General features: G+C 55.0%; 22 protein-coding genes. 10 read left to right on the forward strand and 12 right to left on the reverse strand.

The annotated features are described in order from the left end of the window. A partial coding sequence (locus AB7E14_RS02015; protein WP_428169302.1) for a DNA utilization protein GntX occupies positions 1-455 on the reverse strand: 455 nt, incomplete at its 3' end. Positions 456-492: 37 nt separating this feature from the next. On the opposite strand from AB7E14_RS02015, the gene bioH reads away from it, so the two are divergent. Beyond that, entirely contained in the window at positions 493-1,263 is a 771-nt protein-coding gene (bioH, locus tag AB7E14_RS02020) for a pimeloyl-ACP methyl ester esterase BioH (protein ID WP_044253513.1), read from the forward strand. Positions 1,264-1,421: 158 nt separating this feature from the next. On the opposite strand, the gene feoC is transcribed toward bioH, so the two are convergent. The 5 genes from feoC to greB form a co-directional block, all read right to left on the reverse strand. Further along, the gene (gene feoC, locus AB7E14_RS02025; protein ID WP_316962338.1) at positions 1,422-1,658 is read right to left on the reverse strand and encodes a [Fe-S]-dependent transcriptional repressor FeoC; all 237 of its coding nucleotides are present in this window, start codon (positions 1,656-1,658) and stop codon (positions 1,422-1,424) included. Positions 1,659-1,667: 9 nt separating this feature from the next. Further along, entirely contained in the window at positions 1,668-3,989 is a 2,322-nt protein-coding gene (gene feoB / locus AB7E14_RS02030) for a Fe(2+) transporter permease subunit FeoB (RefSeq protein WP_044326698.1), read from the reverse strand. Positions 3,990-4,007: 18 nt separating this feature from the next. Next, on the reverse strand, positions 4,008-4,235 hold the full coding sequence (gene feoA, locus AB7E14_RS02035; RefSeq protein WP_012908346.1) for a ferrous iron transporter A: 228 nt from the start codon (positions 4,233-4,235) through the stop codon (positions 4,008-4,010). A 374-nt stretch (positions 4,236-4,609) separates the two neighbouring features. Then, positions 4,610-6,925 carry a Tex family protein gene (locus AB7E14_RS02040; RefSeq protein ID WP_058587473.1) on the reverse strand — a complete coding sequence of 772 codons (2,316 nt, stop codon included), beginning with the start codon at positions 6,923-6,925 and terminating at the stop codon, positions 4,610-4,612. Positions 6,926-7,023: 98 nt separating this feature from the next. After that, positions 7,024-7,497, reverse strand: coding sequence for a transcription elongation factor GreB (gene greB / locus AB7E14_RS02045; RefSeq protein WP_042998425.1), 474 nt, complete (start codon positions 7,495-7,497; stop codon positions 7,024-7,026). A gap of 230 nt (positions 7,498-7,727) precedes the next feature. Between greB and ompR the strand changes: the two genes are divergently transcribed. Both ompR and envZ read left to right on the forward strand, forming a co-directional pair. After that, complete coding sequence (gene ompR, locus AB7E14_RS02050) at positions 7,728-8,447, forward strand: two-component system response regulator OmpR (protein ID WP_001157751.1); 720 nt, start codon at positions 7,728-7,730, stop codon at positions 8,445-8,447. Then, the gene (envZ, locus tag AB7E14_RS02055) at positions 8,444-9,796 is read left to right on the forward strand and encodes a two-component system sensor histidine kinase EnvZ (RefSeq protein WP_042998424.1); all 1,353 of its coding nucleotides are present in this window, start codon (positions 8,444-8,446) and stop codon (positions 9,794-9,796) included. The genes ompR and envZ overlap by 4 nt, the downstream gene beginning before the upstream one ends. 52 nt (positions 9,797-9,848) lie before the next feature. Here the strand turns inward: envZ and pckA are convergent, their stop codons facing one another. The 5 genes from pckA to igaA all read right to left on the reverse strand — a co-directional run bounded on the left by pckA (position 9,849) and on the right by igaA (position 16,023). After that, positions 9,849-11,468: a phosphoenolpyruvate carboxykinase (ATP) gene (gene pckA / locus AB7E14_RS02060; protein ID WP_042998423.1), complete on the reverse strand. Its 1,620-nt coding sequence runs from the start codon at positions 11,466-11,468 to the stop codon at positions 9,849-9,851. 373 nt (positions 11,469-11,841) lie between these two features. Then, positions 11,842-12,720 carry an Hsp33 family molecular chaperone HslO gene (hslO, locus tag AB7E14_RS02065; protein WP_043001765.1) on the reverse strand — a complete coding sequence of 293 codons (879 nt, stop codon included), beginning with the start codon at positions 12,718-12,720 and terminating at the stop codon, positions 11,842-11,844. Between the two features lie 24 nt (positions 12,721-12,744). After that, positions 12,745-13,146 (reverse strand): ribosome-associated heat shock protein Hsp15, encoded by a 402-nt coding sequence (gene hslR, locus AB7E14_RS02070; RefSeq protein ID WP_044253504.1) that lies wholly within the window; start codon positions 13,144-13,146, stop codon positions 12,745-12,747. Between the two features lie 10 nt (positions 13,147-13,156). Then, positions 13,157-13,825, reverse strand: a complete 669-nt coding sequence (gene yrfG / locus AB7E14_RS02075) for a GMP/IMP nucleotidase (protein ID WP_042998421.1) — start codon at positions 13,823-13,825, stop codon at positions 13,157-13,159. A 65-nt stretch (positions 13,826-13,890) separates the two neighbouring features. After that, positions 13,891-16,023, reverse strand: coding sequence for an intracellular growth attenuator protein IgaA (gene igaA, locus AB7E14_RS02080; protein ID WP_192502994.1), 2,133 nt, complete (start codon positions 16,021-16,023; stop codon positions 13,891-13,893). 324 nt (positions 16,024-16,347) lie between these two features. Between igaA and nudE the strand changes: the two genes are divergently transcribed. Next, positions 16,348-16,908, forward strand: a complete 561-nt coding sequence (gene nudE / locus AB7E14_RS02085) for an ADP compounds hydrolase NudE (RefSeq protein WP_042998419.1) — start codon at positions 16,348-16,350, stop codon at positions 16,906-16,908. Between the two features lie 47 nt (positions 16,909-16,955). Here the strand turns inward: nudE and mrcA are convergent, their stop codons facing one another. After that, on the reverse strand, positions 16,956-19,508 hold the full coding sequence (gene mrcA / locus AB7E14_RS02090) for a peptidoglycan glycosyltransferase/peptidoglycan DD-transpeptidase MrcA (protein WP_044327315.1): 2,553 nt from the start codon (positions 19,506-19,508) through the stop codon (positions 16,956-16,958). A 120-nt stretch (positions 19,509-19,628) separates the two neighbouring features. Between mrcA and AB7E14_RS02095 the strand changes: the two genes are divergently transcribed. The 6 genes from AB7E14_RS02095 to aroK all read left to right on the forward strand — a co-directional run bounded on the left by AB7E14_RS02095 (position 19,629) and on the right by aroK (position 23,761). Then, positions 19,629-20,408: a DNA utilization protein HofM gene (locus AB7E14_RS02095; RefSeq protein WP_316962335.1), complete on the forward strand. Its 780-nt coding sequence runs from the start codon at positions 19,629-19,631 to the stop codon at positions 20,406-20,408. After that, complete coding sequence (locus tag AB7E14_RS02100; RefSeq protein ID WP_316962333.1) at positions 20,408-20,947, forward strand: PilN domain-containing protein; 540 nt, start codon at positions 20,408-20,410, stop codon at positions 20,945-20,947. The genes AB7E14_RS02095 and AB7E14_RS02100 overlap by 1 nt, the downstream gene beginning before the upstream one ends. Next, positions 20,931-21,389, forward strand: coding sequence for a DNA utilization protein HofO (locus AB7E14_RS02105; RefSeq protein WP_316962332.1), 459 nt, complete (start codon positions 20,931-20,933; stop codon positions 21,387-21,389). The genes AB7E14_RS02100 and AB7E14_RS02105 overlap by 17 nt, the downstream gene beginning before the upstream one ends. Continuing rightward, the gene (locus tag AB7E14_RS02110) at positions 21,379-21,783 is read left to right on the forward strand and encodes a HofP DNA utilization family protein (protein WP_052522436.1); all 405 of its coding nucleotides are present in this window, start codon (positions 21,379-21,381) and stop codon (positions 21,781-21,783) included. Before AB7E14_RS02105 ends, AB7E14_RS02110 begins: the two co-directional genes overlap by 11 nt. Beyond that, complete coding sequence (hofQ, locus tag AB7E14_RS02115) at positions 21,695-22,933, forward strand: DNA uptake porin HofQ (RefSeq protein WP_316962331.1); 1,239 nt, start codon at positions 21,695-21,697, stop codon at positions 22,931-22,933. The genes AB7E14_RS02110 and hofQ overlap by 89 nt, the downstream gene beginning before the upstream one ends. Before the next feature lie 306 nt (positions 22,934-23,239). Beyond that, positions 23,240-23,761 carry a shikimate kinase AroK gene (aroK, locus tag AB7E14_RS02120; protein ID WP_042322869.1) on the forward strand — a complete coding sequence of 174 codons (522 nt, stop codon included), beginning with the start codon at positions 23,240-23,242 and terminating at the stop codon, positions 23,759-23,761. Positions 23,762-23,803 lie beyond the last annotated feature (42 nt).

Here is a 23,803-nt window from a genome sequence, read left to right on the forward strand (position 1 = left end):
CGACTGTCCCAGGGACAGCGCAGCCAGCGAGACAGCGACTGGCATAACAGATCGCTCTGATTAAACCCCCTGCGCCAGTGGCGGCGCTGCCAGAGAGGAACGCTAATCAGCCTGTCCGGCAGGGTCAGCCCGGTCTGACGACGCGCCTGCAATACCTCCAGCAGCAAAACGCGCGACAGCGCGGGGGCGATGTCGCTGCGCCGGGAAAACTTAAGTTGATGAATGAGCGTGCTGAGCGGCGGGGCATAATCGCTGACGGTAATCAGTCGCTGCCAGGGCGGCGCTTTTTGCAGGCAGCGCCCGCAGGCCATTGTGGGATGCGCGGAGGGGAGTCCACATCGTGGACAGAGCGAGACGTGCCGACGCGCAGCGCGTTCGCAGACAGAACAGATCCCCCAACGACTCAGCGCCAGCGGCATTCGGCATAGCCAGCATAATCCCGGTACTGTTAGCATAGATTCATCCTTGTTGGCGAAAAGAGAACAGTAACTGATGAATGACATCTGGTGGCAGACCCGTGGAGAGGGAAATTGTCATCTTGTGCTGCTGCACGGATGGGGACTTAACGCCGAAGTGTGGCATTGCATTAGCGAGGAACTGAGCTCGCATTTTACGCTGCATCTGGTCGATTTACCGGGCTTTGGCCGCAGCCAGGGTTTTGGGGCCATGACGCTTGAGGAAATGGCGGAGCGCGTCCTGGAACTGGCGCCAGAGAGCGCTATCTGGCTCGGCTGGAGTCTTGGCGGGTTAGTGGCGAGCCAGGTGGCATTAACTCATCCCGAGCGCGTTCAGGCGCTGGTGACGGTGGCGTCATCGCCCTGTTTCAGCGCACGTGAAAATTGGCCGGGGATTAAGCCGGAAGTCCTGGCGGGGTTCCAGCAGCAACTGAGTGAAGACTTCCAGCGGACGGTAGAGCGCTTTCTGGCATTGCAAACGATGGGAACGGAAACGGCGCGTCAGGATGCACGCGCATTGAAAAAGACCGTGCTGGCGCTGCCGATGCCGCCGGTAGATGTGCTTAACGGAGGGCTGGAGATCCTGAAAACGGTTGATCTGCGCGAGTCACTGACATCGTTAACGGTACCGTTCCTGCGTTTGTACGGCTATCTTGACGGGTTGGTTCCCCGCAAGGTGGTGCCACTGCTTGATGCACTATGGCCAGCGAGCGAATCGCTGATCTTTGCCAGGGCAGCGCATGCCCCGTTTATTTCGCATCCTGATGAATTCTGTCAGACGCTGGTGGCGCTAAAGCAAAGACTGTAACGCGAAGAAAAATGCCCGGAAAGTGTCTTACTTACCGGGCCGGAGATTAATGGTTCCGCGCGATGCAGCATAATCTCGTCATCAGGAACGACGGTAACCACCAGTGGCAACGACGCACCATACAAACGCCGTGCTGCTTGCGGACTCTCCGTAATACCTTAACGCAGCGCCCACCATTCACGCAGGCAGGCTTTGCCTTCCGGGCAACTTTTGCAGCTTCCAGAGATACAGCCGTCAGGTTCTTCCTGAATCCGCATAGCTTTACCCATCATTTCCAGTTGACTGAGCATGGCGTCGATCATCGGCTGCGGCGTATGCAATGTATGGCTGATTTGCGCTGCCTCCATGCGCCCCCGCAAGGCCAATAAATCGCGAACCTGAATGAGCGAAGCCATCGTGACGCCTTAGTGACAATCGCCGGTGGTTGTACTGGCGCAGCAGTCGCTGGCTTTTTTCCGCGTGGCCAGCAGATTGACATCCACCCGGCTACGCGCCCGGCGCAGCAGTCCCAGCACCACAACGTTAAATAGGATCACGGCCAGGATACAAACCAGACTGTAGCGCGGATGCTCACTGTAGCTGGCGACCTGGTAGAACAGGGTTGACAGCGAGTAGGCGATGTTCAGCCCCCACAGAATGGAGAAGCCCATCCAGCCGCGGCTCGATTCACGGGCAATTGCCCCCATTACCGAGATGCAGGGAACGTACAGCAGGACGAAAATCAGGTAGCTGTAGGCTGCCGCCGCGCTGCCAAATTTCGCATCCATGACGCCCATTGCGCCAGTCGCCATTTCTCCGTCGCCTTTGCTGGCTTCAATAGGGTTCGCCAGTACGCTGAGGCTGAAAGTATCTTTCAGGCTCTGCCAGGTTTCATCCAGCGCGCTCAGCAGCTCATCGCCAAGATTAAATTCAGCCGGATTAAATTCCTCATCCTGAATGTTTTCTGCGGTATAGAGCGTGTTGAGTGTACCGACCACCACTTCTTTCGCCATCGCGCCCGTGAACAGCCCAACCGTTGCCTGCCAGTTGTCTTCATGAACACCAATCGGTTTAAAGACGGGGGTGATGACGCGACTGACGGAGGCCAGCGCCGAATCGTTGATATTATCGACAATCTTGCCGCTGAGTGAAAAGCTGTTAAACGCGCTCAGGAAGATGCTGACAATGACGATCACTTTACCGGCGCGCAGCACAAACCCTTTCAGGCGCTGCCAGGTCTGGATGATCAGGCTCTTGATATGCGGGACGTGATAAACCGGAAGCTCCATAACAAACGGAGACGCTTCGCCACGCATGATCGTGTGTTTGAGCATCAGGCCGGTCAATACCGCCATCACAATGCCCAGCACATACAGGGAGAACACCGCCAGCGCGCCGTTCTGCCCGAAGAAGGCCGCCGCAAACACGGCGAAAATCGCCAGTCGTGCCCCACAGGACATGAACGGTGCCATCATGATAGTCATCAGGCGCTCACGTGGCGCATCCAGGGTGCGGGCCCCCATCACCGATGGTACGTTGCAGCCAAAGCCGACAATCAGCGGGACGAATGATTTGCCCGGCAGTCCCAGCGCCTGCATCAGACGGTCCATCACAAACGCTGCGCGCGCCATGTAACCGGAGTCTTCGAGGAACGAGAGGAACAGGTACATCATGCCGATCTGCGGAACCAGCGGCAGAACGGTGTTAATCCCACCGCCCAGCCCTTGGGCGAGGAAAATGGTCAGCCAGTCCGGGAAGTGAAGGGTATAACCGATCCACTGGATACCGTGAATAAAAATCGCCACAGAGCCAGCATCAAAAATAGGGGCCAGCGCGCCGCCAATGTTAATGGCAAGCAGAAACATCAGGTACATCACAAACAGGAAGATCGGCAGACCGAGAAAACGGTTGAGGATGATTTTATCCACCGCCGTTGTAAAGCGGCTGGGCTCTGCCGTCAGGGTGTTGCTCACCACGTCGCAGATTGCCGCAATGCACTGGTAACGCGCATCGGCGATATGCAGTGCCGGGTCGTCCATCTCGTCGCTCAGATGCGCCAGCGAAATATCCAGTTGCGCAGCAGCGTCACCGGCGTATGCCCGGCTGTAGATATCCCCTTCCAGCATTTGCAGGCCGAGCCAGCGGCGCTGTTGTACCGGCATTTCTTTAGCCATGGCGTTTGCCAGTTTATCGGCCTCACGCAGCAGCGGCTGGGCGTAATGCACCAGTTCAACGTTTTCGTTCTTGTTGTGGCGGTCAATCGCCAGCTTCAGCGCTTCGATACCGCGTCCACGGGTAGAAACCAGCGGGACGACCGGGCAGCCAAGGCGGGTTGAAAGGGCATCGATATCAATGCGGATTTTCTGTTTTTCCGCAATGTCGAGCATGTTGAGTGCAACAATGCAGGGAATGCCCAGCTCAAGCAGTTGCAGCGTCAGATAGAGGTTACGCTCAAGATTTGAGGCATCTACCACGTTAATTAACAGGTCGGCGTCGCCACTCAGAATGTAGTGGCAGGCAATCTGCTCATCCAGAGAGGTTTGCGAAGAGATGGTAGTGAGCGAATACGTGCCGGGCAGATCGACCAGCGTGACCTGATGATCCGTGGTCGTGAATTGCCCCTCTTTACGTTCCACGGTGACCCCAGCCCAGTTGCCTACGCGCTGGCGCGCACCGGTCAGTTGGTTAAACAGGGTTGTCTTGCCGGAATTTGGATTACCAATTAAGCCAATGGTTAATTTTTTCATCGTTATAGACTCACTGTATTAACAGGAAACCGCTTCCACTTCTAATAATGCCAGGTCTTTTTTACGCAATACCAGGCTAACGCGACGCGTTTCAATATGGACAGGATCGCCTAAGGGGGCGACGCGCACCACGTTAAATGAGGAACCCGGGAGCATGCCGAGGGAAAGCAGTTTCTGACGGTATGCAGGACTTATTTCACGGGCAAAACCGGTAATTTTCCACGCAGTATCTGGAGTAAATTGCATAAGAGCCTACTTATTTCTCGCTAACTGGATGTTTACCTCATGGGGCAAAGGGGCGCGGCATGAGACCAGATGATTAGCCAACGAAGGAAAGAGTAAATAATCAACAATGCAATGATAATGAGAATGGTTTTTATCTTCAACCGATTAAATGTGACGGAATGTTGGTTTGAATAATAATCTGCGTCATTTTTGATATGGCTCAAAAATAATAACCAGCAGGTGAAATGATTTGAATTCTTAATAAATTAACGTTGTTAATGTTTAATTAAGGTTTCATCTGTTAATGACGTGATAAATATAACGCGATGGAGAAGGTGGATGCGGTAAAGGGCCGGACAGGGCGGTTCCGCCGCCATCCGGCACTCGATCTAAACTTAACGTTTTTTACCCATCGCTGCCGCCAGCGCATCCATCATCGCGCTGTTACCGGCGGGCTGCGCTTCACGAGTACGTGGTTTTGCCGCTTTCGCTGCCGGACGATCATTGCCGCCGCCGCGATGGGCATTGGTTTCACCCGGCTGTTCGTCCAGACGCATCGTCAGGGCAATACGCTTACGTTGCAGGTCAACTTCCAGCACTTTCACCTTCACGATGTCGCCTGCTTTCACCACGGTGTGAGGATCGTCAACAAACTTGTTCGACAGCGATGAGATGTGAACCAGTCCATCCTGGTGAACGCCGATATCCACAAACGCACCAAAGTTGGTGACGTTGGTGACGGCACCCTCGAGAACCATCCCCGGCTGCAAATCGTTCAGGGTTTCAACGCCATCGGCAAACTGCGCGGTTTTGAATTCCGGACGCGGATCGCGACCCGGTTTCTCCAGCTCTTTGATGATGTCACTGACGGTCGGGACACCGAACTTGTCGTCGGTGAAATCGACGGCTTTCAGATTGCGCAGTTCGCTGCTGTTGCCCATCAGATCTTTCAGCGCTTGTTGCGTTGCCGCCAGAATACGTTCCACGATCGGATAGGCTTCCGGGTGAACGGTGGAAGCATCCAGCGGGTTATCTCCGTGGTTAATACGCAGGAAGCCTGCGCACTGTTCGAAGGCTTTCGGCCCCAGACGGCTGACTTTCAGCAGTTGCTGACGATTCTGGAACTGCCCGTTCTCGTCGCGCCAGGCCACGATATTCTGCGCCATCATGCGGGTCAGACCGGCTACACGGGTTAACAGCGGAACCGATGCCGTATTCAAATCAACGCCGACGGCGTTCACACAGTCTTCCACCACCGCGTCCAGTTTACGGGCTAACTGTGTCTGGCTGACGTCATGCTGATACTGACCGACGCCGATCGATTTCGGATCGATTTTCACCAGCTCAGCGAGCGGATCCTGCAGACGGCGCGCAATAGAGACCGCGCCGCGCAGCGAGACGTCGAGATCCGGGAACTCCTGGGCTGCCAGTTCTGACGCGGAATAGACTGACGCCCCGGCTTCGCTGACGATCACTTTCTGCGCCGTCACTTTCGGGAACTGTTTCTGTACATCGAGGAAGAAGCGTTCGGTTTCACGCGAGGCGGTGCCGTTACCAATCGCCACCAGTTCTACATTGTACTTTTCACACAGCGCAGCCACTACCACGGCGGCTTTCGCCGCCTGACCGGTGTGAGGATAGATGGTATCGGTGGCGACCAGCTTACCAGTGCCATCCACTACGGCGACTTTTACCCCGGTACGCAGACCCGGATCGAGGCCCATGGTGGCGCGCAGGCCCGCCGGTGCCGCCATCAACAGATCGTGCAGGTTACGGGCGAACACGTTAATCGCTTCGTCCTCCGCGCGCTCGCGGACAGTCCCCATCAGCTCGGTTTCGAGGTGCATAAGCACCTTGATACGCCACGTCCAGCTCACCACGCCTTTACGCCAGCTGTCTGCCGGTGCGTTGTTCAGACGCAGGCCGAGGTGATCCATAATGATCTGCTCGCAGTAGCTCTCTTTCGGCGGCTCATCGAACTGCGGATCGGCATTCAGCGAAAGCTGCAACACGCCTTCATTACGGCCGCGGAACATTGCAAGCGCACGGTGAGAAGGCACGGAGGCGATCGGTTCGTGATGATCGAAATAGTCGCGGAATTTTGCGCCTTCCTCTTCTTTGCCGCTGACTACGCTGGCAACCAGATGGGCATTTTTCCACAGATAGTCACGTACCTTCGCCAGCAGCGCGGCGTCTTCGGCAAAGCGTTCCATCAGGATATAGCGTGCGCCATCAAGCGCGGCTTTGCTGTCGGCAACCCCTTTCTCTGCATCGATATATTTTGCCGCTTCGGTGTCCGGATCGTGTGACGGGTCGTTCCACAACAGGTCGGCCAGCGGCTCCAGACCGGCTTCAATCGCGATTTGTCCACGGGTGCGGCGTTTGGGTTTATACGGGAGGTAAAGATCTTCGAGTTCGGTCTTACTTAACGTGCCGTTGATGGCAGTCGCCAGATCATCGGTCAGTTTGCCTTGCTCGGAAATGGACTTGAGAATGGCCTGGCGGCGCTCTTCCAGTTCACGCAAATAGCCCAGTCGGGTCTCCAGATTACGCAGTTGCGTATCATCCAGGCCGCCGGTGATTTCCTTACGGTAACGTGCGATAAACGGCACGGTGTTCCCTTCGTCAAGCAGGCGAACGGCAGCGGTGACCTGGTCGGCCCGGGCCTGAATTTCACCCGCAATAATGCGGCAGAAAGAATCATTCATCATGGATTGGCTTCATCTACTGAGTAAAAAATCAGGGAACAGTTATACGGATTGATGGGCAAAAACGCCAGCCATAGCGCGGGGCTTCGGATTGTTCCTGCTCATTTTACGTATTCGATCGCATTCACGTACCAGCTTGCTTCCCCACCAGGCGTGTTGACCACCGCGAGATCGCCGACCTCTTTTTTCAGCAGCGCGCGCGCCATCGGCGAGTCGATGGAGATATAATCTTTGCGGCCAAAAATTTCATCGTAGCCGACAATCCGAAAGCGACGGGTATCGCCATCGTCATTCTCAATTTCTACCCATGCGCCGAAAAACACTTTGCCTTCCTGTTGTGGGGAGTAATCAACAATCTTCAAATTCTCCATGCATTTGGTCAGATAGCGGACGCGCCTGTCGATCTCACGCAGGCGCTTTTTATTATACTGGTAGTCGGCATTCTCACTGCGGTCACCCAGACTCGCCGCCCAGGTCACCTTCTTTGTTACTTCCGGGCGCTCTTCACGCCACAGGTAGTTGAGCTCGCTTTTGAGTTTTTCGTACCCTTCCCGGGTGATCAGAGGCGTTTTCATCTTATTGATTACCTTTAAGTCTGTGACGAAGCGCACAATTCGTATTACGTCATCCCACTGACAGAATAAATAATGTGCTGCGCGTTTCATTGTATACTTAAGCTGCTGTTAAATATGCTTTGTAACAATTTAGCCTGGAATTCATACCAGAATTCACTGGTGGCGAACGTTAGCTTTTTTAAGAATACATACCATCAATTAATTGTTGCGAACCTTTGGGAGTACTAATAATGCAAGAGAACTATAAAATTCTGGTGGTCGATGACGATATGCGTCTGCGTGCGCTGCTTGAGCGTTATCTGACCGAGCAGGGCTTCCAGGTTCGAAGCGTCGCTAACGCTGAGCAAATGGATCGTCTGCTGACCCGCGAATCATTCCATCTTATGGTACTGGATCTGATGCTGCCGGGTGAAGATGGCCTGTCTATTTGCCGCCGTCTGCGCAGCCAGAGTAACCCGATGCCGATCATCATGGTCACGGCGAAAGGGGAAGAAGTTGACCGTATTGTCGGGCTGGAAATTGGCGCTGATGACTATATCCCGAAACCGTTTAACCCACGCGAACTGCTGGCGCGTATTCGGGCGGTGCTGCGTCGTCAGGCGAACGAACTGCCGGGCGCGCCTTCTCAGGAAGAGGCCGTCATTGCTTTTGGTAAGTTCAAACTGAACCTCGGAACGCGTGAAATGTTCCGTGAAGACGAGCCGATGCCGCTCACCAGTGGTGAATTTGCGGTACTGAAAGCGCTGGTGAGCCACCCGCGTGAGCCGCTGTCCCGTGACAAACTGATGAACCTGGCGCGTGGTCGTGAGTATTCCGCAATGGAGCGTTCCATCGACGTACAGATTTCTCGTTTGCGCCGCATGGTGGAAGAAGATCCCGCTCATCCGCGTTATATCCAGACCGTGTGGGGCCTGGGTTACGTTTTTGTACCGGACGGTTCTAAAGCATGAGGCGAATGCGCTTCTCGCCACGAAGTTCATTTGCCCGCACGCTGCTGCTCATCGTCACCCTGCTGTTTGTCAGTCTGGTAACGACCTATCTGGTGGTGCTGAACTTTGCGATTCTGCCGAGTCTCCAGCAGTTTAATAAGGTCCTGGCCTACGAAGTGCGTATGCTGATGACCGATAAACTGCAACTGGAGGACGGCACGCAACTGGTGGTGCCTCCCGCTTTTCGCCGGGAAATTTACCGTGAGCTGGGGATTTCTCTTTATTCCAACGAAGCCGCCGAAGAGGCTGGACTGCGTTGGGCGCAACACTATGAATTTTTAAGCCATCAGATGGCGCAGCAGCTGGGCGGGCCGACGGAAGTGCGCGTTGAGGTCAACAAAAGCTCGCCGGTTGTCTGGCTGAAAACCTGGCTGTCACCCAATATCTGGGTGCGCGTTCCGTTAACGGAAATTCATCAGGGCGATTTCTCCCCGCTGTTTCGCTATACGCTGGCCATCATGTTGCTGGCGATAGGAGGGGCGTGGCTGTTTATTCGTATACAAAACCGACCCCTTGTGGATCTCGAACATGCCGCGCTGCAGGTAGGGAAAGGCATTATTCCACCGCCGCTGCGTGAGTACGGCGCCTCTGAGGTCCGCTCGGTGACCCGCGCCTTCAACCATATGGCAGCCGGGGTGAAGCAGCTCGCGGATGACCGAACGCTGCTGATGGCGGGGGTCAGTCACGATCTCCGCACCCCGCTGACGCGTATTCGTCTGGCGACAGAGATGATGGGCGAGCAGGATGGTTATCTGGCGGAGTCCATCAATAAAGATATCGAAGAGTGCAACGCGATCATTGAACAATTCATCGACTACCTGCGCACCGGACAGGAGATGCCGATGGAGATGGCCGATCTCAACGCCGTGCTGGGCGAAGTGGTGGCGGCAGAAAGTGGCTATGAGCGCGAAATTGAGACGGCGCTTCAGCCGGGTAGCATTCAGGTGAAGATGCACCCGCTGTCTATCAAGCGTGCAGTCGCCAACATGGTGGTGAACGCTGCGCGTTATGGCAACGGATGGATCAAAGTCAGTAGCGGGACGGAACCGCATCGCGCCTGGTTCCAGGTGGAAGATGACGGCCCCGGCATTAAACCTGAGCAGCGTAAACACCTGTTCCAGCCGTTTGTCCGTGGCGACAGTGCGCGTAGCACCAGCGGAACCGGTCTGGGACTGGCGATTGTGCAGCGTATCGTGGACAACCATAACGGGCTGCTGGAGATCGGCACCAGCGAGCGGGGCGGGCTCTCTATCCGCGCCTGGCTACCGGTTCCTGTGGTCCGCGTCCAGGGGACGACTAAAGAGGCGTAAAAAAAGGGAGGCGAAATGCCTCCCTTGCTATTTTTACTTTATCCGGACTGACTTACAGCTTCGGCCCGGCGCTGACCAATGCTTCGCCTGCTGGGGTATCGGTGTATTTCTCGAAGTTCTCGATGAACAGTTTCGCCAGCGCAGTGGCTTTTTCCTGCCACTGTTCCGGAGACCCGTAGGTATTACGCGGGTCGAGAATACGGGTATCCACGCCTGGAAGTTCGGTCGGGATCGCCAGATCAAACATCGGCAGGTTGAAGGTTTCTGCATCGTCCAGAGAACCGTTCAGGATAGCGTCGATAATGGCGCGGGTATCTTTGATGGAGATACGTTTGCCCGTACCGTTCCAGCCAGTGTTGACCAGGTATGCCTGCGCACCTGAGGCCTGCATGCGTTTCACCAGCACTTCAGCATACTGCGTCGGGTGCAGCGACAGGAATGCCGCGCCGAAGCAGGCGGAGAAGGTTGGCGTCGGCTCGGTGACACCGCGTTCCGTACCCGCCAGTTTAGCCGTGAAGCCAGACAGGAAGTGGTACTGCGTCTGGTTGGCGGTCAGGCGAGAAACCGGTGGCAGCACGCCAAAAGCATCAGCGGTCAGGAAGATCACCTTCGTGGCATGGCCGGCTTTGGAAACCGGTTTAACGATATTTTCGATGTGGTAGATAGGATAGGAAACGCGGGTATTCTCGGTTTTCGAGCCGTCGTCAAAATCGATAGTCCCATCGTCGCGCACGGTGACGTTTTCTAACAGCGCATCACGACGAATCGCGTTGTAGATTTCCGGTTCCGCTTCTTTCGACAGCTTGATCGTTTTTGCGTAGCAACCGCCTTCAAAGTTGAACACGCCATCGTCATCCCAGCCGTGCTCGTCATCGCCGATCAGACGGCGTTTCGGGTCGGTGGAGAGGGTTGTTTTCCCGGTGCCGGAAAGACCGAAGAACACCGCAACATCGCCTTTCTCGCCCACGTTGGCGGAACAGTGCATTGATGCAATGCCTTTCAGCGGCAGCAGATAGTTCATCACCGAGAACATACCTTTCTTCATTTCTCCGCCGTACCAGGTACCACCAATCAGCTGGATACGTTCGGTCAGGTTGAAGGCGACAAAGTTTTCGGAGTTCAGACCCTGCTCTTTCCACTGTGGGTTCGTGCACTTCGCGCCGTTCATCACGATAAAGTCAGGCTCAAAGCCTTCCAGTTCGTCATCGCTTGGGCGGATGAACATGTTCTTCACGAAATGCGCCTGCCACGCCACTTCGGTAATGAAGCGGACAGAGAGGCGAGTATCGGCGTTTGCGCCACAGAAAGCATCAACGATAAACAGACGTTTACCGGAAAGTTGTTTGGTGACTAATCCTTTCAGGTGCTGCCAGGTTTCCTGGGACAGCGGTTTGTTGTCGTTCTTGCCTTTTCCTTTGTCGGACCACCACAGCGTGTCACGCGTGGTGTCATCACGAACAATGTACTTATCCTTCGGCGAACGTCCGGTGAAAATACCGGTATCAACTGCAACGGCACCCAGGTTCGTCAACACACCACGCTCATAACCTTCCAGGCTTGGGTCTAGCTCTTCCTGATAAAGAGTTTCATAGCTGGGGTTGTAGACGATATCCTGAACGTCGCTGATACCATAAGCCTTGAGATCTTGCGGGGTTAATCGTTTCACGCGCATATCACTGCTCCTTAGCCAATATGTATTACCTGGAATAGTAAGGTTTTTTTGGGGGTGTTAACCGCGACAAGGCTCATAGATTTACTTATCTGGACAAAATCACGATTGACTGAAAACGCTGTGACTCCAGTCACGAAGCGGGGCTTATTATGGCAGGAATGACTTTTTAGTTGTGGAAAATGTTCCTAAAAGGTTAAGGATTAGTATTTTTCACGGGAATGTTGTGAGTGTAATCGCATTCATGCGGGAAATTAACAAACCACTTACATACAAAATATCGATTCACCACGAAAGAAAATTTTAGCAAAAAGTGCGGAATTTAGTGCGGACGGTCGGAGACGCATCGCGTCATCCGACCGGTACAGGATATCGATCAGTGAACCTGCGGATCGGCAGGGGAGGCGTTATTACGTATCTCGGCAATATCCATGGCATTGAACAGGTAGTGGCTCCCGCAATAGTCGCAATGCATATCGATTTCGCCTTCTTCCGCCAGAATGCTATCCACCTCTTCGTCCGGCAGCGTTTTCAGTGCGCCAGCACAGCGTTCGCGCGAGCAGGTGCATTTGAACTCAACGTCCTGCGGATCGTAAAGGGTGACCTCTTCTTCGTGATACAGACGCCACAGCACCTCATTGGCTGGCAGGGTCAGTAGCTCTTCCGCCTTGATAGTTTCGGTCAGCGTGGCCAGATGGTTGAAGTCATCTGCTTGCGCATCCTGGGCTGGCATCACCTGCAACAGCATTCCGCCGGCAGCGGCTTTCCCGTCAACATCACCGGTACGAATGAACAGACGGGTTGGCAATTGCTCAGAACGCAGGAAGTAATCTTCCAGACATGCCGCCAGCGTATCGCCTTCCAGACCGACAACGCCCTGATAACGCTCGCCTTCTTCCGGAGTAATGGTAATGACCAGATAACCATTACCGACCAGCGTTTTCAGGTCAGCATCTTCCGGGATCTCGCCCTGGACGCGCGCCACACCACGCATCTGCTGATTGTTGTTGCCGTTGATCACCGCGAGGCTCAGCGGACCATCACCCTGGAGCTGAACGGTGATATCACCGGCGAACTTCAGCGTCGCCGTGAGCAGACTGGTGGCAACCAGTAACTCAGCGAGAACGGTTTTCACTGGCTGCGGATAAGTATGGTTTTCGAGGATCTGTTGCAGGGTTTCCGATACGGTTACCAGTTCGCCGCGCACGGCAAAATTTTCAAACAGATAGCGGTGTAATTGGTCATGTTGCGGCATAATCATCTCTCTAGCGGGCGACAGTTATTCACTGTCGCCGTGTTTAAATCGTAACAGGTCACGGCGTTCTTTTTTGTCCGGTCGCCTGTCCGGGTGCGGCATGGTCAGAGCGTTAAGCTTACGCGCCAGCGCCATTTTTTCGCGTTTCTCTATGCTTTCCGTTGTCTCTTCGTACAGAGTGACGGCTTCGCTGGCCGGACGACGCTGCTCGGTGATCGCCTTGATCACCACCGTTCGCTCGTCGTTGCCCTGACGCAGCGTTAGCGTGGCGTTCAGTTCGACGATCTTGCTCGGCTTACTGCGCTGTCCGTTATAGTGAACTTTCCCGCCGTCCACCATTTCGCGGGCCAGTGCGCGGGTTTTATAAAACCGCGCAGCCCAAAGCCATTTATCCAGTCTGACCTCAACCGAGGGCTTCTCTTTCATGGCGTCTCCTTCACATCAGTGAGGGGATCAGTCGGCGGTAGTCATTCAATGACGGATGGCGCGCATACTGTTTTTCCGCAACGCCAGAGTCGGGGTTAGTCACGCCGAGGCAATAACGAATACCAAACTTCGCCGCCGCATCGAGAATAGGTTCGCTATCGTCGATAAACAGCGTTTTCTCTGCACTCATTCCCGTTTCTTCCGCCACGGCGCGCCATAACCGCTGATCCTCTTTGGGATATCCAAATGTGTGGGTAGAAAGTAATAAATCAAGGTGTGAGGCCAGACCGGTATGCTCCAGCTTCACGGCCAGATTATGCGGATGCGCATTGGTCAGCAAAATCCGCCGTTTACCGCAGGCTTTGAGCGCGTCTAAAAAGGGGATTGTATCGTCACGTAACACCGCTCGCGGCCCCATTGCGGTAGTCATCGCGCAGATATCCAGACCCAGACGGTCGCTCCAGTAATCAAGACAGTACCAGTTTAGCGTATGCTGCACGGCATGATATTCCTGGCGGATGCGTTCCTGCGCCTCTTGTGGCGAGATCCCGTTCTGCGCGCCGTAGGTTTCAGGCACCAGCTTTTGCCAGAAGTAGTTATCAAACGCCAGGTCGAGCAGCGTGCCGTCCATGTCTAACAGAACGGTATCCACGTTCTGCCAGGCAATATCAATATGCATGGGAACTCTCCAGAAGAAAACGCGATGCGGCACAGGGTAGCACATCCGGCGCCGCAGACATGTTATCAGATGAGGCTTTCCGGAGCGCTGATGAGCTTCGGATTCAGACAGCTTTCATAGTACTGTTGAATCTCCATCATGCGGGTGCGATGACGCTGGTAGCGGCGGAATGCCTGTACGCCATTATAGAGTGTGCAGGCTAGCATCGTCAGCATCAGCAGCGTGGTGCCGAGGTAACGCCACAAACCAGAACGATCGGGGATGCGGTGCAGGGCGATATGCTGCGTGCCATTGGCGTCAGTATAGATATTGGTGACAATCCCTTCGGCGCTAAACGGCGTGTTCATCAGCATTTGTGCCAGTCGCTGGAAGGCGCTCCACTGTTCCTGCGCCGGGTAATCGTACAGCGATACGGTCGGCCAGGGCTGATCGACCAGATCGCTGCCTTCATCGCTGACAATCAGGAATCCGCCAGGGGCGGGGCTGTTCAGCGATTGGGCGGCGCGGGCGGTCTCGCGGGTAATAAAGGGCGCCGTGGAGGTGGTAACCAGATTGTCGAGCGATTCGGCGCTGACGGGACGCAGCAGAACGTTAACACCATCCAGTTTGCCCGCGTTGGCCCGTTTCACCAGCGCACTCCAGTCTTTACTGTTCCCCAGGTTAACCAGCGCATTTTTGAGGCGTACGCACTCGTCTTCTGCCGCGCACAACTCAGCGGTTTTCAGGACGATATCGCCAAAATCATCCAGCAGCACCATGCCCGATTTCTGAATGGCGGAGCGCAAGGCCGCGCTGACGCGAGAGTCATCTTCCGGTTTGGGGTGCAACTGGCGGTTAACGGCCTGCGAGAGCGCAGTGGCTTTGTTCACTAGATCGGATTCCGGCAACGGCAGCGCAGGGGCGTCATTCCAGATGATTTGCGAGCAATCAAACGGCATAAACGGTGAACTGGTTTGTGCGCTCCAGGTGCCCTGCGCATGAATATTACACATGCCGGTCCCGCGAAGATTTAACGTGTCGCCGACGCGCACGCCGGACTGTTCAAGCTGTTTTACGCTGGTTGCTTCGATGGTTTGTGCGCCTTTCATCCACGACAGCGTGAACTTAATCGGCATATCGAGCGGGATCCAGAACAACAGCATCATTAGCACCAGCAGTGAGCCTCCGGCGATGATCGTGCTGCGTACCCAGTGCTGCAACGGGAAGTTTTTAACCTCGTCATGCAGGGATAAAAACCGTCCCTGACGCACGACGTGGCGATCGAGATAAATATCAATATCTGTTTGCTGGCCGAGATCTTGCGCAATGTAAGGCTGCCAGTGGCTTGGATACACCAGGTCGATAATCCCCAGCGAGATATTGTTGATCTGCTCCTGGTCATTTTCGCCAAACAGTCCCCAGCGGCGCGGTGTTCCCCGCAGGCAGTGAATTTCGCGTAGTGCGGATTTCGATGGCGGCGCGAATAAGCCCCACAATCCTGCCGCCAGCAACAGCACGGCTCCGCCCACCATCCACGGCACAAAGACGTCCGGCGTAACCAGACAGAAAAAGAACAGCAGGAAAGCGGCGACAATTAACAGCGCTTCGCGGAAACCGGCCGGGCGGCTGAGCGCATATTCTTCATGCGTCTCCTGACGAATGTTCAGCAACTCAATTTGTTCGCTCTCTTCGCCGCGAATTGACGCCTGTGTGGATGTGGTCGGTTGCAGCGCGTAACCACGCGCCTCCTGCATATACTCTTGCAGGGAATGACCATTTAGCGAGATCACCAGCGGCAGCGTATCGGTGTGGATCAGCTCAACGCTGTTTTCATCATTAATGTACTGTTCCCAAAAGGGAGGCAGATGGACTTCGACGGAATCGAGGTAGTAGCGCCACTTATTCGGATCGTCCGTCGTGATGCCGTAGCGGGTGATTGAGTGGGTCAGAATGATGACGTTATTGCTTTCAGCATTCAGCGTCAGGGAAACAGGGGCCGCGCTGGCGCCCGTCGGACCGGGTACCTGCTGGATTTGACTCAGGCTATCAAGATAATTTTCAACGGCGCTGCGTTCTTCAGGCGTGAGTTTGCGCGTTGCCGCCTCTGAGAATGCATTTGTCCACGGCAGCTTACGCCGTCTGGCACGAATGTTAAGTCGCCACCAGGCCAGCAATGCGCAGACCAGCAACGCCGCTAAAAAAATCAGAATGGTGCTCATGCTTTCCCCATCTTACTTAATCTGTCAGGTGTGGTCAGTCGCACCCTGTCACAATGAACGTGATCCCGTGGTTGGCTATCGGCAAGCATGGAGTTGAACTTGAGCATTTTTCAGCGCATCCCAGTGAATGCTGATGATAGCAAAACCTGCAAAAGCGGAATATCAGCAAATTCCTGGACCTATTTCAACCTATTGACTTTTAATTTGAAATAGGAATTATATTTTTATTAGGTTACATAAATGTAAATAACTGGCAATTCGCATTGCCGAAACCGTGTTGCGTATCGCACAATAACGACTGATTTCACGGCATAGATTCTCACGATGAGCAAATCATTACAAAAACCCACCATTCTGAACGTCGAAACTGTCGCACAGTCGCGGCTATTTAGCGTTGAAAGCGTGGACCTCGAATTCAGCAACGGCGTGCGTCGTGTCTATGAACGGATGCGTCCCTCTACCCGTGAAGCGGTAATGATTGTTCCGATCGTTGACGATCACCTGATTCTGATTCGTGAATACGCGGTGGGAACGGAGTCCTATGAGCTGGGCTTTTCCAAAGGGTTGATCGACCCGGGTGAAAGCGTGTTTGAAGCGGCGAACCGGGAACTGAAAGAAGAGGTCGGTTTTGGGGCAAATGATCTGACTTTTTTAAAAAAACTCAGCATGGCGCCGTCTTACTTTTCCAGCAAGATGAATATCGTGGTGGCGGAAGACCTTTTTCCCGAGTCACTGGAAGGCGATGAACCCGAACCGTTGCCGCAGGTGCGCTGGCCGCTGGCGCATCTGATGGATCTGCTGGAAGACCCCGACTTTACCGAAGCACGAAACGTGAGCGCGTTGTTTCTTGTACGCGAATGGCTGAAAGGGCAGGGACGGCTGTAAACGAGCACCCTGAAGGAATGAAAAAAGGCGCCGCAGCGCCTTTTTATTTAGAACAGTTCGTGTGTCTCACCACCGTCAGTGATGGTCGTTCCCACCTCATGCACCGCCTGCTGTGTCGGCTGCGTGCCTTCGATGAAATATTCTGCCCGGCTGTTACCGCCGTTTGCCAGTTGTCCGGTGCTGCGATCGATATTAACCGTGACGATGCCTGGTGGCGGCGTCAGCGGCTCCTCAGGAACCCCTTCCAGCACCACTTTCATGTAAGCATCCCACGCGGGTTGCGCACTTTTCGCACCGCCTTCGTAGCCAGAGATTTGATCTTTGATCGCGCCAGAGGCGGTGGTGCGCCCCAGGTCACGGCGGTGATCGTCAAATCCAATCCATACGGAGGTGACTACCCCCGGACCGTAGCCGGAGAACCAGGCGTCTTTCGAGCTGTTGGTGGTCCCGGTTTTACCGCCGATATCGTGGCGATTCAGATCACGACCTGCACGCCAACCTGTACCCATCCAGCCGGGTTCGCCGAAAATGTTGGTATTCAGCGCGCTCTTGATCAGGAAAGCCAGCGGCGTGTTGATCACGTGCGGTGCGTACTCTTGCGCCCCGGTCTGCGCCACTAACGCCTGATTTGCCTGCTCCAGTTTGGGCATTGGCACGGCGGCGTTCTGCTGCTCGCCAGAGATGGAGACATCTTCGACGTTGCTGTTTTCCAGAACGTTGGATTTCTGGGTATCACCGTAAATCACCGGAATATCACACTCCGGGCAGGCGATTTTCGGCTTCGCTTCGAAAATTACGCCGTTCTGGTCCGTTTCAATCTTGCTGATGAAATAGGGATCGACCAGGAAGCCGCCGTTCGACATGACGGCATAACCACGCGCCACCTGTAGCGGGGTAAATGACGCGGAGCCCAGCGCCAGGGATTCGGTACGCACAATGTTTTGTGCCGGGAAGCCGAAACGCTGCAGATATTCCGCCGCGTAGTCCACGCCCATGGCCCGCATGGCGCGTACCATTACTACGTTTTTCGATTCGCCCAGCCCCTGACGTAAACGAATCGGGCCTGCGTACTGCGGTGGTGAGTTTTTCGGACGCCAGTCGGAACCGGCGCCAGCATCCCAGCGAGAAATTGGCACGTCGTTCAGCATACTCGCCAGCGTCAGACCTTTGTCCATCGCGGCAGTGTAGAGGAACGGCTTAATGTTAGAACCGACCTGACGCAGCGCCTGAGTGGCACGGTTGAACTTGCTCTGGTTAAAGTCAAAACCGCCGACCAGCGCCAGCACGGCCCCGTTTTTTGGATTGATAGAGACCAGCGCGGAGTTCACATCCGGAACCTGCGCCAGCCACCAGGCTTCGCCCATCTTCCGCACCCAGATCTGCTGACCGGTCTGCACCGCGTCAGTGACCTTACGCGGCGTCGGGCCTTGCTGAGTATCCGAACGATAAGGACGCGCCCAACGAATGCCCTCCATCCGCAGCGAGACCGAAGTGCCGTCTGCCAGAGTCGCCGTCGCTTCCTGCGGGTTTGCACTGGTGATCACAGCTGGCAGCAACGGCCCGTAAGTTGGCAGCGCTTTCAGCGTATCGGTGATTTTCTTACTGTCCCATGCGGTTTCACCCACTTTCCACAGCACGTTGGCCGGACCGCGATAGCCGTGGCGCATGTCATAGTCCAGCACATTATTACGTACCGCCTGTTGCGCGGCCTGCTGCACCTTACGGGTGATCGTGGTGTAAATGCGGTAACCGTCTTCATAGGCGTTTTCGCCATAACGGTTGTACATCTCCTGACGCACCATTTCTGACAGGTACGGGGCGGAGAAAGCGATTTCCGGCGCATGATAGTTGGCGTCGATCGGCTCATTCCGCGCCTGATCGTACTGTGCCTGAGTGATGTACCCTTCGCTCAGCATGCGCGACAGCACCACGTTACGACGTGCGGTCGCGCGGTCCATCGAATAAAGCGGGTTAAAGGTAGAAGGCGCTTTCGGCAGGCCGGCAATTACCGCGATCTCACCCAGATCCAACTGGTCGACTGATTTACCGAAATAGACCTGTGCCGCCGCTCCGACGCCATAAGCGCGGTAACCGAGGTAGATCTTGTTCAGATAGAGTTCGAGGATCTCATCTTTACTCAGCAACTGCTCAATGCGGATCGCCAGGAACACTTCCTTAATCTTACGCATCAGCGTGCGTTCAGGACTGAGGAAGAAATTTCTTGCGAGCTGCTGCGTGATGGTACTCGCCCCTTGCGAGGCGTGGCCGGAGAACAGCGCTACGCTTGCCGCACGGAAAATCCCCACCGGGTCAACGCCGTGGTGCTCATAGAAACGACTGTCTTCTGTGGCGATAAAGGCTTTGACCATTTCCGGCGGGATCTGATTGAGCGTCACCGGAATACGACGTTTTTCACCATATTGCGCAATGAGCTCGCCATCTGCGCTGTAAACCTGCATCGGGATCTGCAAACGCACATCTTTAAGCGTCGCGACGTCAGGTAACTGTGGCTCAATATAGCGATAGAGGCCATAAATCGAGCCTGCTCCCAGCAGGATGCAACATACTGCAAGGATCAATAAATACTTTACGAACTTCACCGGAGATTTCCCATTTAGTTTCATTTGGGCAGTTTATAAACAACCGCGCGGTAGTATAAAGGCAAGCCAGACGCATTGATATACCCGTGAGAGCGACGGGTGATAAGGAGATCATCAGCAATGGCTTTCAGATTCTGGCAAGTCGGCCTGCACATTCAGCCACACGAAGCCCTGGCGGTTGCCGTCGTTCGCGGCGCGTCGGGTTGGTATCTACAGCGCTGGTGGCGTCTGCCGCTGGCGCAACACACAATCAGCGACGGACATTTCCACGACGCCGAACAGCTTGTGGCGGTGTTACAACCGTGGAGTCGCGAGCTGCCGCAACGCCACCATATACACCTCTCTTTTCCTGCGAGTCGGACGCGGCAAAAGCGCTTTCCCCGCCCCTCAATGTCGCTTCGCGAGCGTGAACAAACGGCCTGGCTGACCGGTTCGATGGCGCGTGAACTGGATATGGAGTCGGCGGCTCTGCGCTTTGACTATAGCGAAGATGCGCTCGCCCCGGCCTATACGGTCACCGCCGCGCAGGACAAAGAGATTTCGGGTCTGTTAACGCTGGCGAAAACACTCGGTGTAAACGTTACGGCGATCACCCCAGATGCCTGCGCATTGCAGCGTCTGCTGCCTTTTCTTTCCCCGGAACAAACCTGCCTGGTGTGGCGCGATGACACGCAGTGGCTGTGGGCGACGCGCAACGCATGGGGGCGTAAATCGCGGGCAGAGATAGCTCATCTTCACGACCTGGCAGCCGGGCTCTCCCTCAGAAGCGAAGAGGTGGCGCTCTGCGCAGAAGAGGGGTTTGACCCCTGGCGGGCGGTTTCAATTCGTCAGCCTCCCGTACCCAGGGAAGGTCATGAATTCGCCGTTGCGCTTGGACTGGCGCTGGGAGAAATGCGTTGATGCATCTTCCCGTCAATTTTTTGCCCTGGCGGCAACAGCGGCGTAATGCCTGTCTGCGTATGTGGGGTGGGCTATTCGGCGCATCAGCGGCGATCGTACTGGCACTAACGCTGATCGGATACCTCGCCCGCGCCACGAGCGGGCAGGCAAATGGGGTGTTGTTGCAGGCGGAGCAACAACTTGCCACGGCGCTTACGACAGTGAAACCCCGGCTTGAGGCGCGCCAGCGTCAGGCGCAGCAGGTCATTCAACGAGACAGATTGCGCGAGCAGACCCGCCGCTGGCAGCCCGCGCTGGAAAGTCTTGCGTTGAGTGTGCCCGCACAGGCCTGGCTAACCAGTATGGACTACCAGCAGAGCTCACTGGAACTCAGTGGAAAAGCGCTCACCTTTTCTGCGCTCAGCGCACTGGAAGCCGCCCTGCGCGACTCGCCGATGTTTGAGATAAACCATACCGGCGCCACCCTGCAGGATGCGCAGGGATACTGGCAGTTCCAGTACCGTGTGATATGGAGAGAAGCGCATGATCGCCCTCTTTGACACCTGGTGCGCTTTTTCGCCGCGTACCCGCATTGTCTGCTGGGTAAGTTGGGTGGCTGCGTTAAGTACGATCGCGTTGTCTTTTCTGTTCTTCCCGGGAATGCGTGATGAGGGTGCGCTTAGCCAGCAACGGGTGGCCAACCGCCAACTCAGTTCAACGTTGTATCACCTCTCTGGCGCGCAGGCAGAGGCACAGCTTTCATCGGCATCGCAAATCCCGGTATTTTCACCGCTCACGCTTCAGGTGCCGAATGTGCAGCTACTGTACTGGCGTCCATCGGCGCAGGGCGGAGAACTTGCGGTGAAGGCGCCTTGGGAGGCGATGGTGTCATTGTTCGGATACCTGGCGGCACGAGGCATGTCTGTGAGTGGATTTTCGCTGAAAGCAGAAAACGACGAGCGAGTGTTGACGCTCAGGCTGGAGTCTATCCATGAAGGGTAAGAACGCGGTGTTGGTGGCTCTTTCATTGTTGATGCTGACTGGCATGCGCGATCCGTTCCGCCAGCCGGAAGATCATTGCCATGGTGCCGAGCTGGCGCAATGGCAATACCAGGGGATGGTGAGCAAGGGAGAGCGAAATATTGGACTGCTTCAGGACGGGCAGCATCACTGGCGGCGTGTCGAGCAACATGAGGTTCTGGATAATGGCTGGACTATCGTGCAACTCACGGCACAGACGCTGACAGTGAGCACAGGTAAAGAGTGTGACCCGCCCCAGTGGCAGTGGCAACGACAAGGAGAGGGTAATGAAGCAATGGATACTGGTGGTGTTGATCGCCATCCTGCAGCCGGTTCAGGCCGGAAAAAACCAGAACGTGACGCTGGTGGTGGATGACGTGCCCGTCACGCAGGTTCTTCAGGCACTGGCTGAACAGGAGCGAAAAAACCTCGTGATATCGCCGGATGTCAGCGGCGTGGTGTCGTTGCATCTGACGGATGTCCCGTGGAAACAGGCGCTCCAGACGGTAGTGAAAAGCGCAGGACTGGTGTTACGTCAGGAAGGGGCGATTTTACATGTGCATTCCGAGAGCTGGCAGAGCGAAGAGGCGGCGCGACAGGAGGCGGAGGTCGCAAGACGCCAGGCGAACTTACCGCTGGAGAATCGGCATATTGCCCTGCATTACGCAGATGCCACTGAACTGGCGAAAGCGGGGGATAAACTGCTGAGTGCCAAAGGTAGCCTCACGGTAGATAAGCGTACCAATCGACTGCTGGTCAGGGATAACTCGCCGACGCTGGCGCTGGTGGAACAGTGGGTGGCACAAATGGATCTCCCGATAGAACAGGTCGAACTGGCGGCGCATATCGTCACCATTAATGAAAAAAGTCTGCGTGAACTGGGGGTGAAATGGACACTGGCAGAGGCCGAGAAGGCCGGTGCGGTGGGGCAAGTGACAACGATAGCCAGCGATCTCTCGGTCGCGAATGCGACCACCCGCGTCGGGTTCAATATTGGTCGTATTAATGGGCGGTTGCTGGATCTGGAGCTGTCTGCACTGGAGCAACAGCAGCAGCTCGATATTATCGCCAGTCCGCGACTGCTGGCTTCTCACCTACAGCCTGCCAGCATCAAGCAAGGGAGCGAGATCCCCTATCAGGTTTCCAGCGGCGAAAGCGGTGCGACGTCGGTGGAATTTAAAGAGGCCGTGCTAGGGATGGAAGTCACCCCAACGGTTTTACCGAAGGGGCGGATCCGCCTGAAGCTACGCATCAGCCAGAACATGCCGGGGCAGATGCTACAACAAGCGGATGGCGAGGTACTGGCCATCGATAAGCAGGAAATTGAAACGCAGGTGGAGGTGAAAAGCGGAGAGACGCTGGCGCTGGGCGGCATTTTTTCAAACAAGAATAAAACCTGGAAGGACAGTATTCCGCTGTTAGGTGATATTCCCTGGTTTGGACAACTCTTTCGCCACGATGGGAAAGAAAACGAACGTCGTGAGCTGGTGGTATTTATTACGCCCAGATTGGTCTCGACAGAATGATTTATGCATGAAACACCGTTGTTTTTGCACTTAACTCGTTTCAGGGATTTGACGTGCGCAGCTATTTAGCATACAAGGAGTACCGATTTGAGAGTCGGTACTTCTCATCGCCGTCCGGCAATGCCGACTCGGGTTGTCTACAATCTGGTTTGATGATTTATTCAGTTGCCAAACCTGCTTGAGTATTGAGATAATTTTCAGTCTGACTCTCGCAATATCTTATGAGGTTTCAGTTCATGTCCTGCTGCGCTCAGTGTCTGCGACGCGGGTTTATCATTAACGAATAGTCTTAGTAGTACCGAAAAAATGGCAGAGAAACGCAATATCTTTCTGGTTGGGCCTATGGGTGCCGGAAAAAGCACTATTGGGCGCCAGTTAGCTCAACAACTCAATATGGAATTTTACGATTCTGATCAAGAGATTGAGAAACGAACCGGAGCTGATGTGGGCTGGGTCTTCGACGTAGAAGGTGAAGACGGCTTCCGCGATCGTGAAGAGAAAGTCATCAACGAATTGACGGAAAAACAGGGTATTGTGCTGGCTACCGGTGGTGGCTCTGTAAAATCGCGTGAAACCCGTAATCGTCTTTCCGCGCGTGGCGTCGTGGTCTATCTCGAAACGACCATCGAAAAACAACTTGCGCGTACGCAGCGCGATAAAAAACGTCCGCTGTTGCAGGTAGAAGCGCCGCCTCGTGAAGTTCTGGAAGCGTTGGCCGACGAACGCAATCCGCTGTATGAAGAGATTGCCGACGTAACCATTCGTACCGATGATCAGAGCGCCAAAGTCGTTGCAAACCAGATTATTCATATGCTGGAAAGCAACTGATTCTGGCTTAATACACACTCGGTAAGCGGGTATAAGTCATTA

It is taken from the genome of Citrobacter sp., assembly GCF_050252275.1.
Taxonomy (GTDB): domain Bacteria; phylum Pseudomonadota; class Gammaproteobacteria; order Enterobacterales; family Enterobacteriaceae; genus Citrobacter_A; species Citrobacter_A amalonaticus.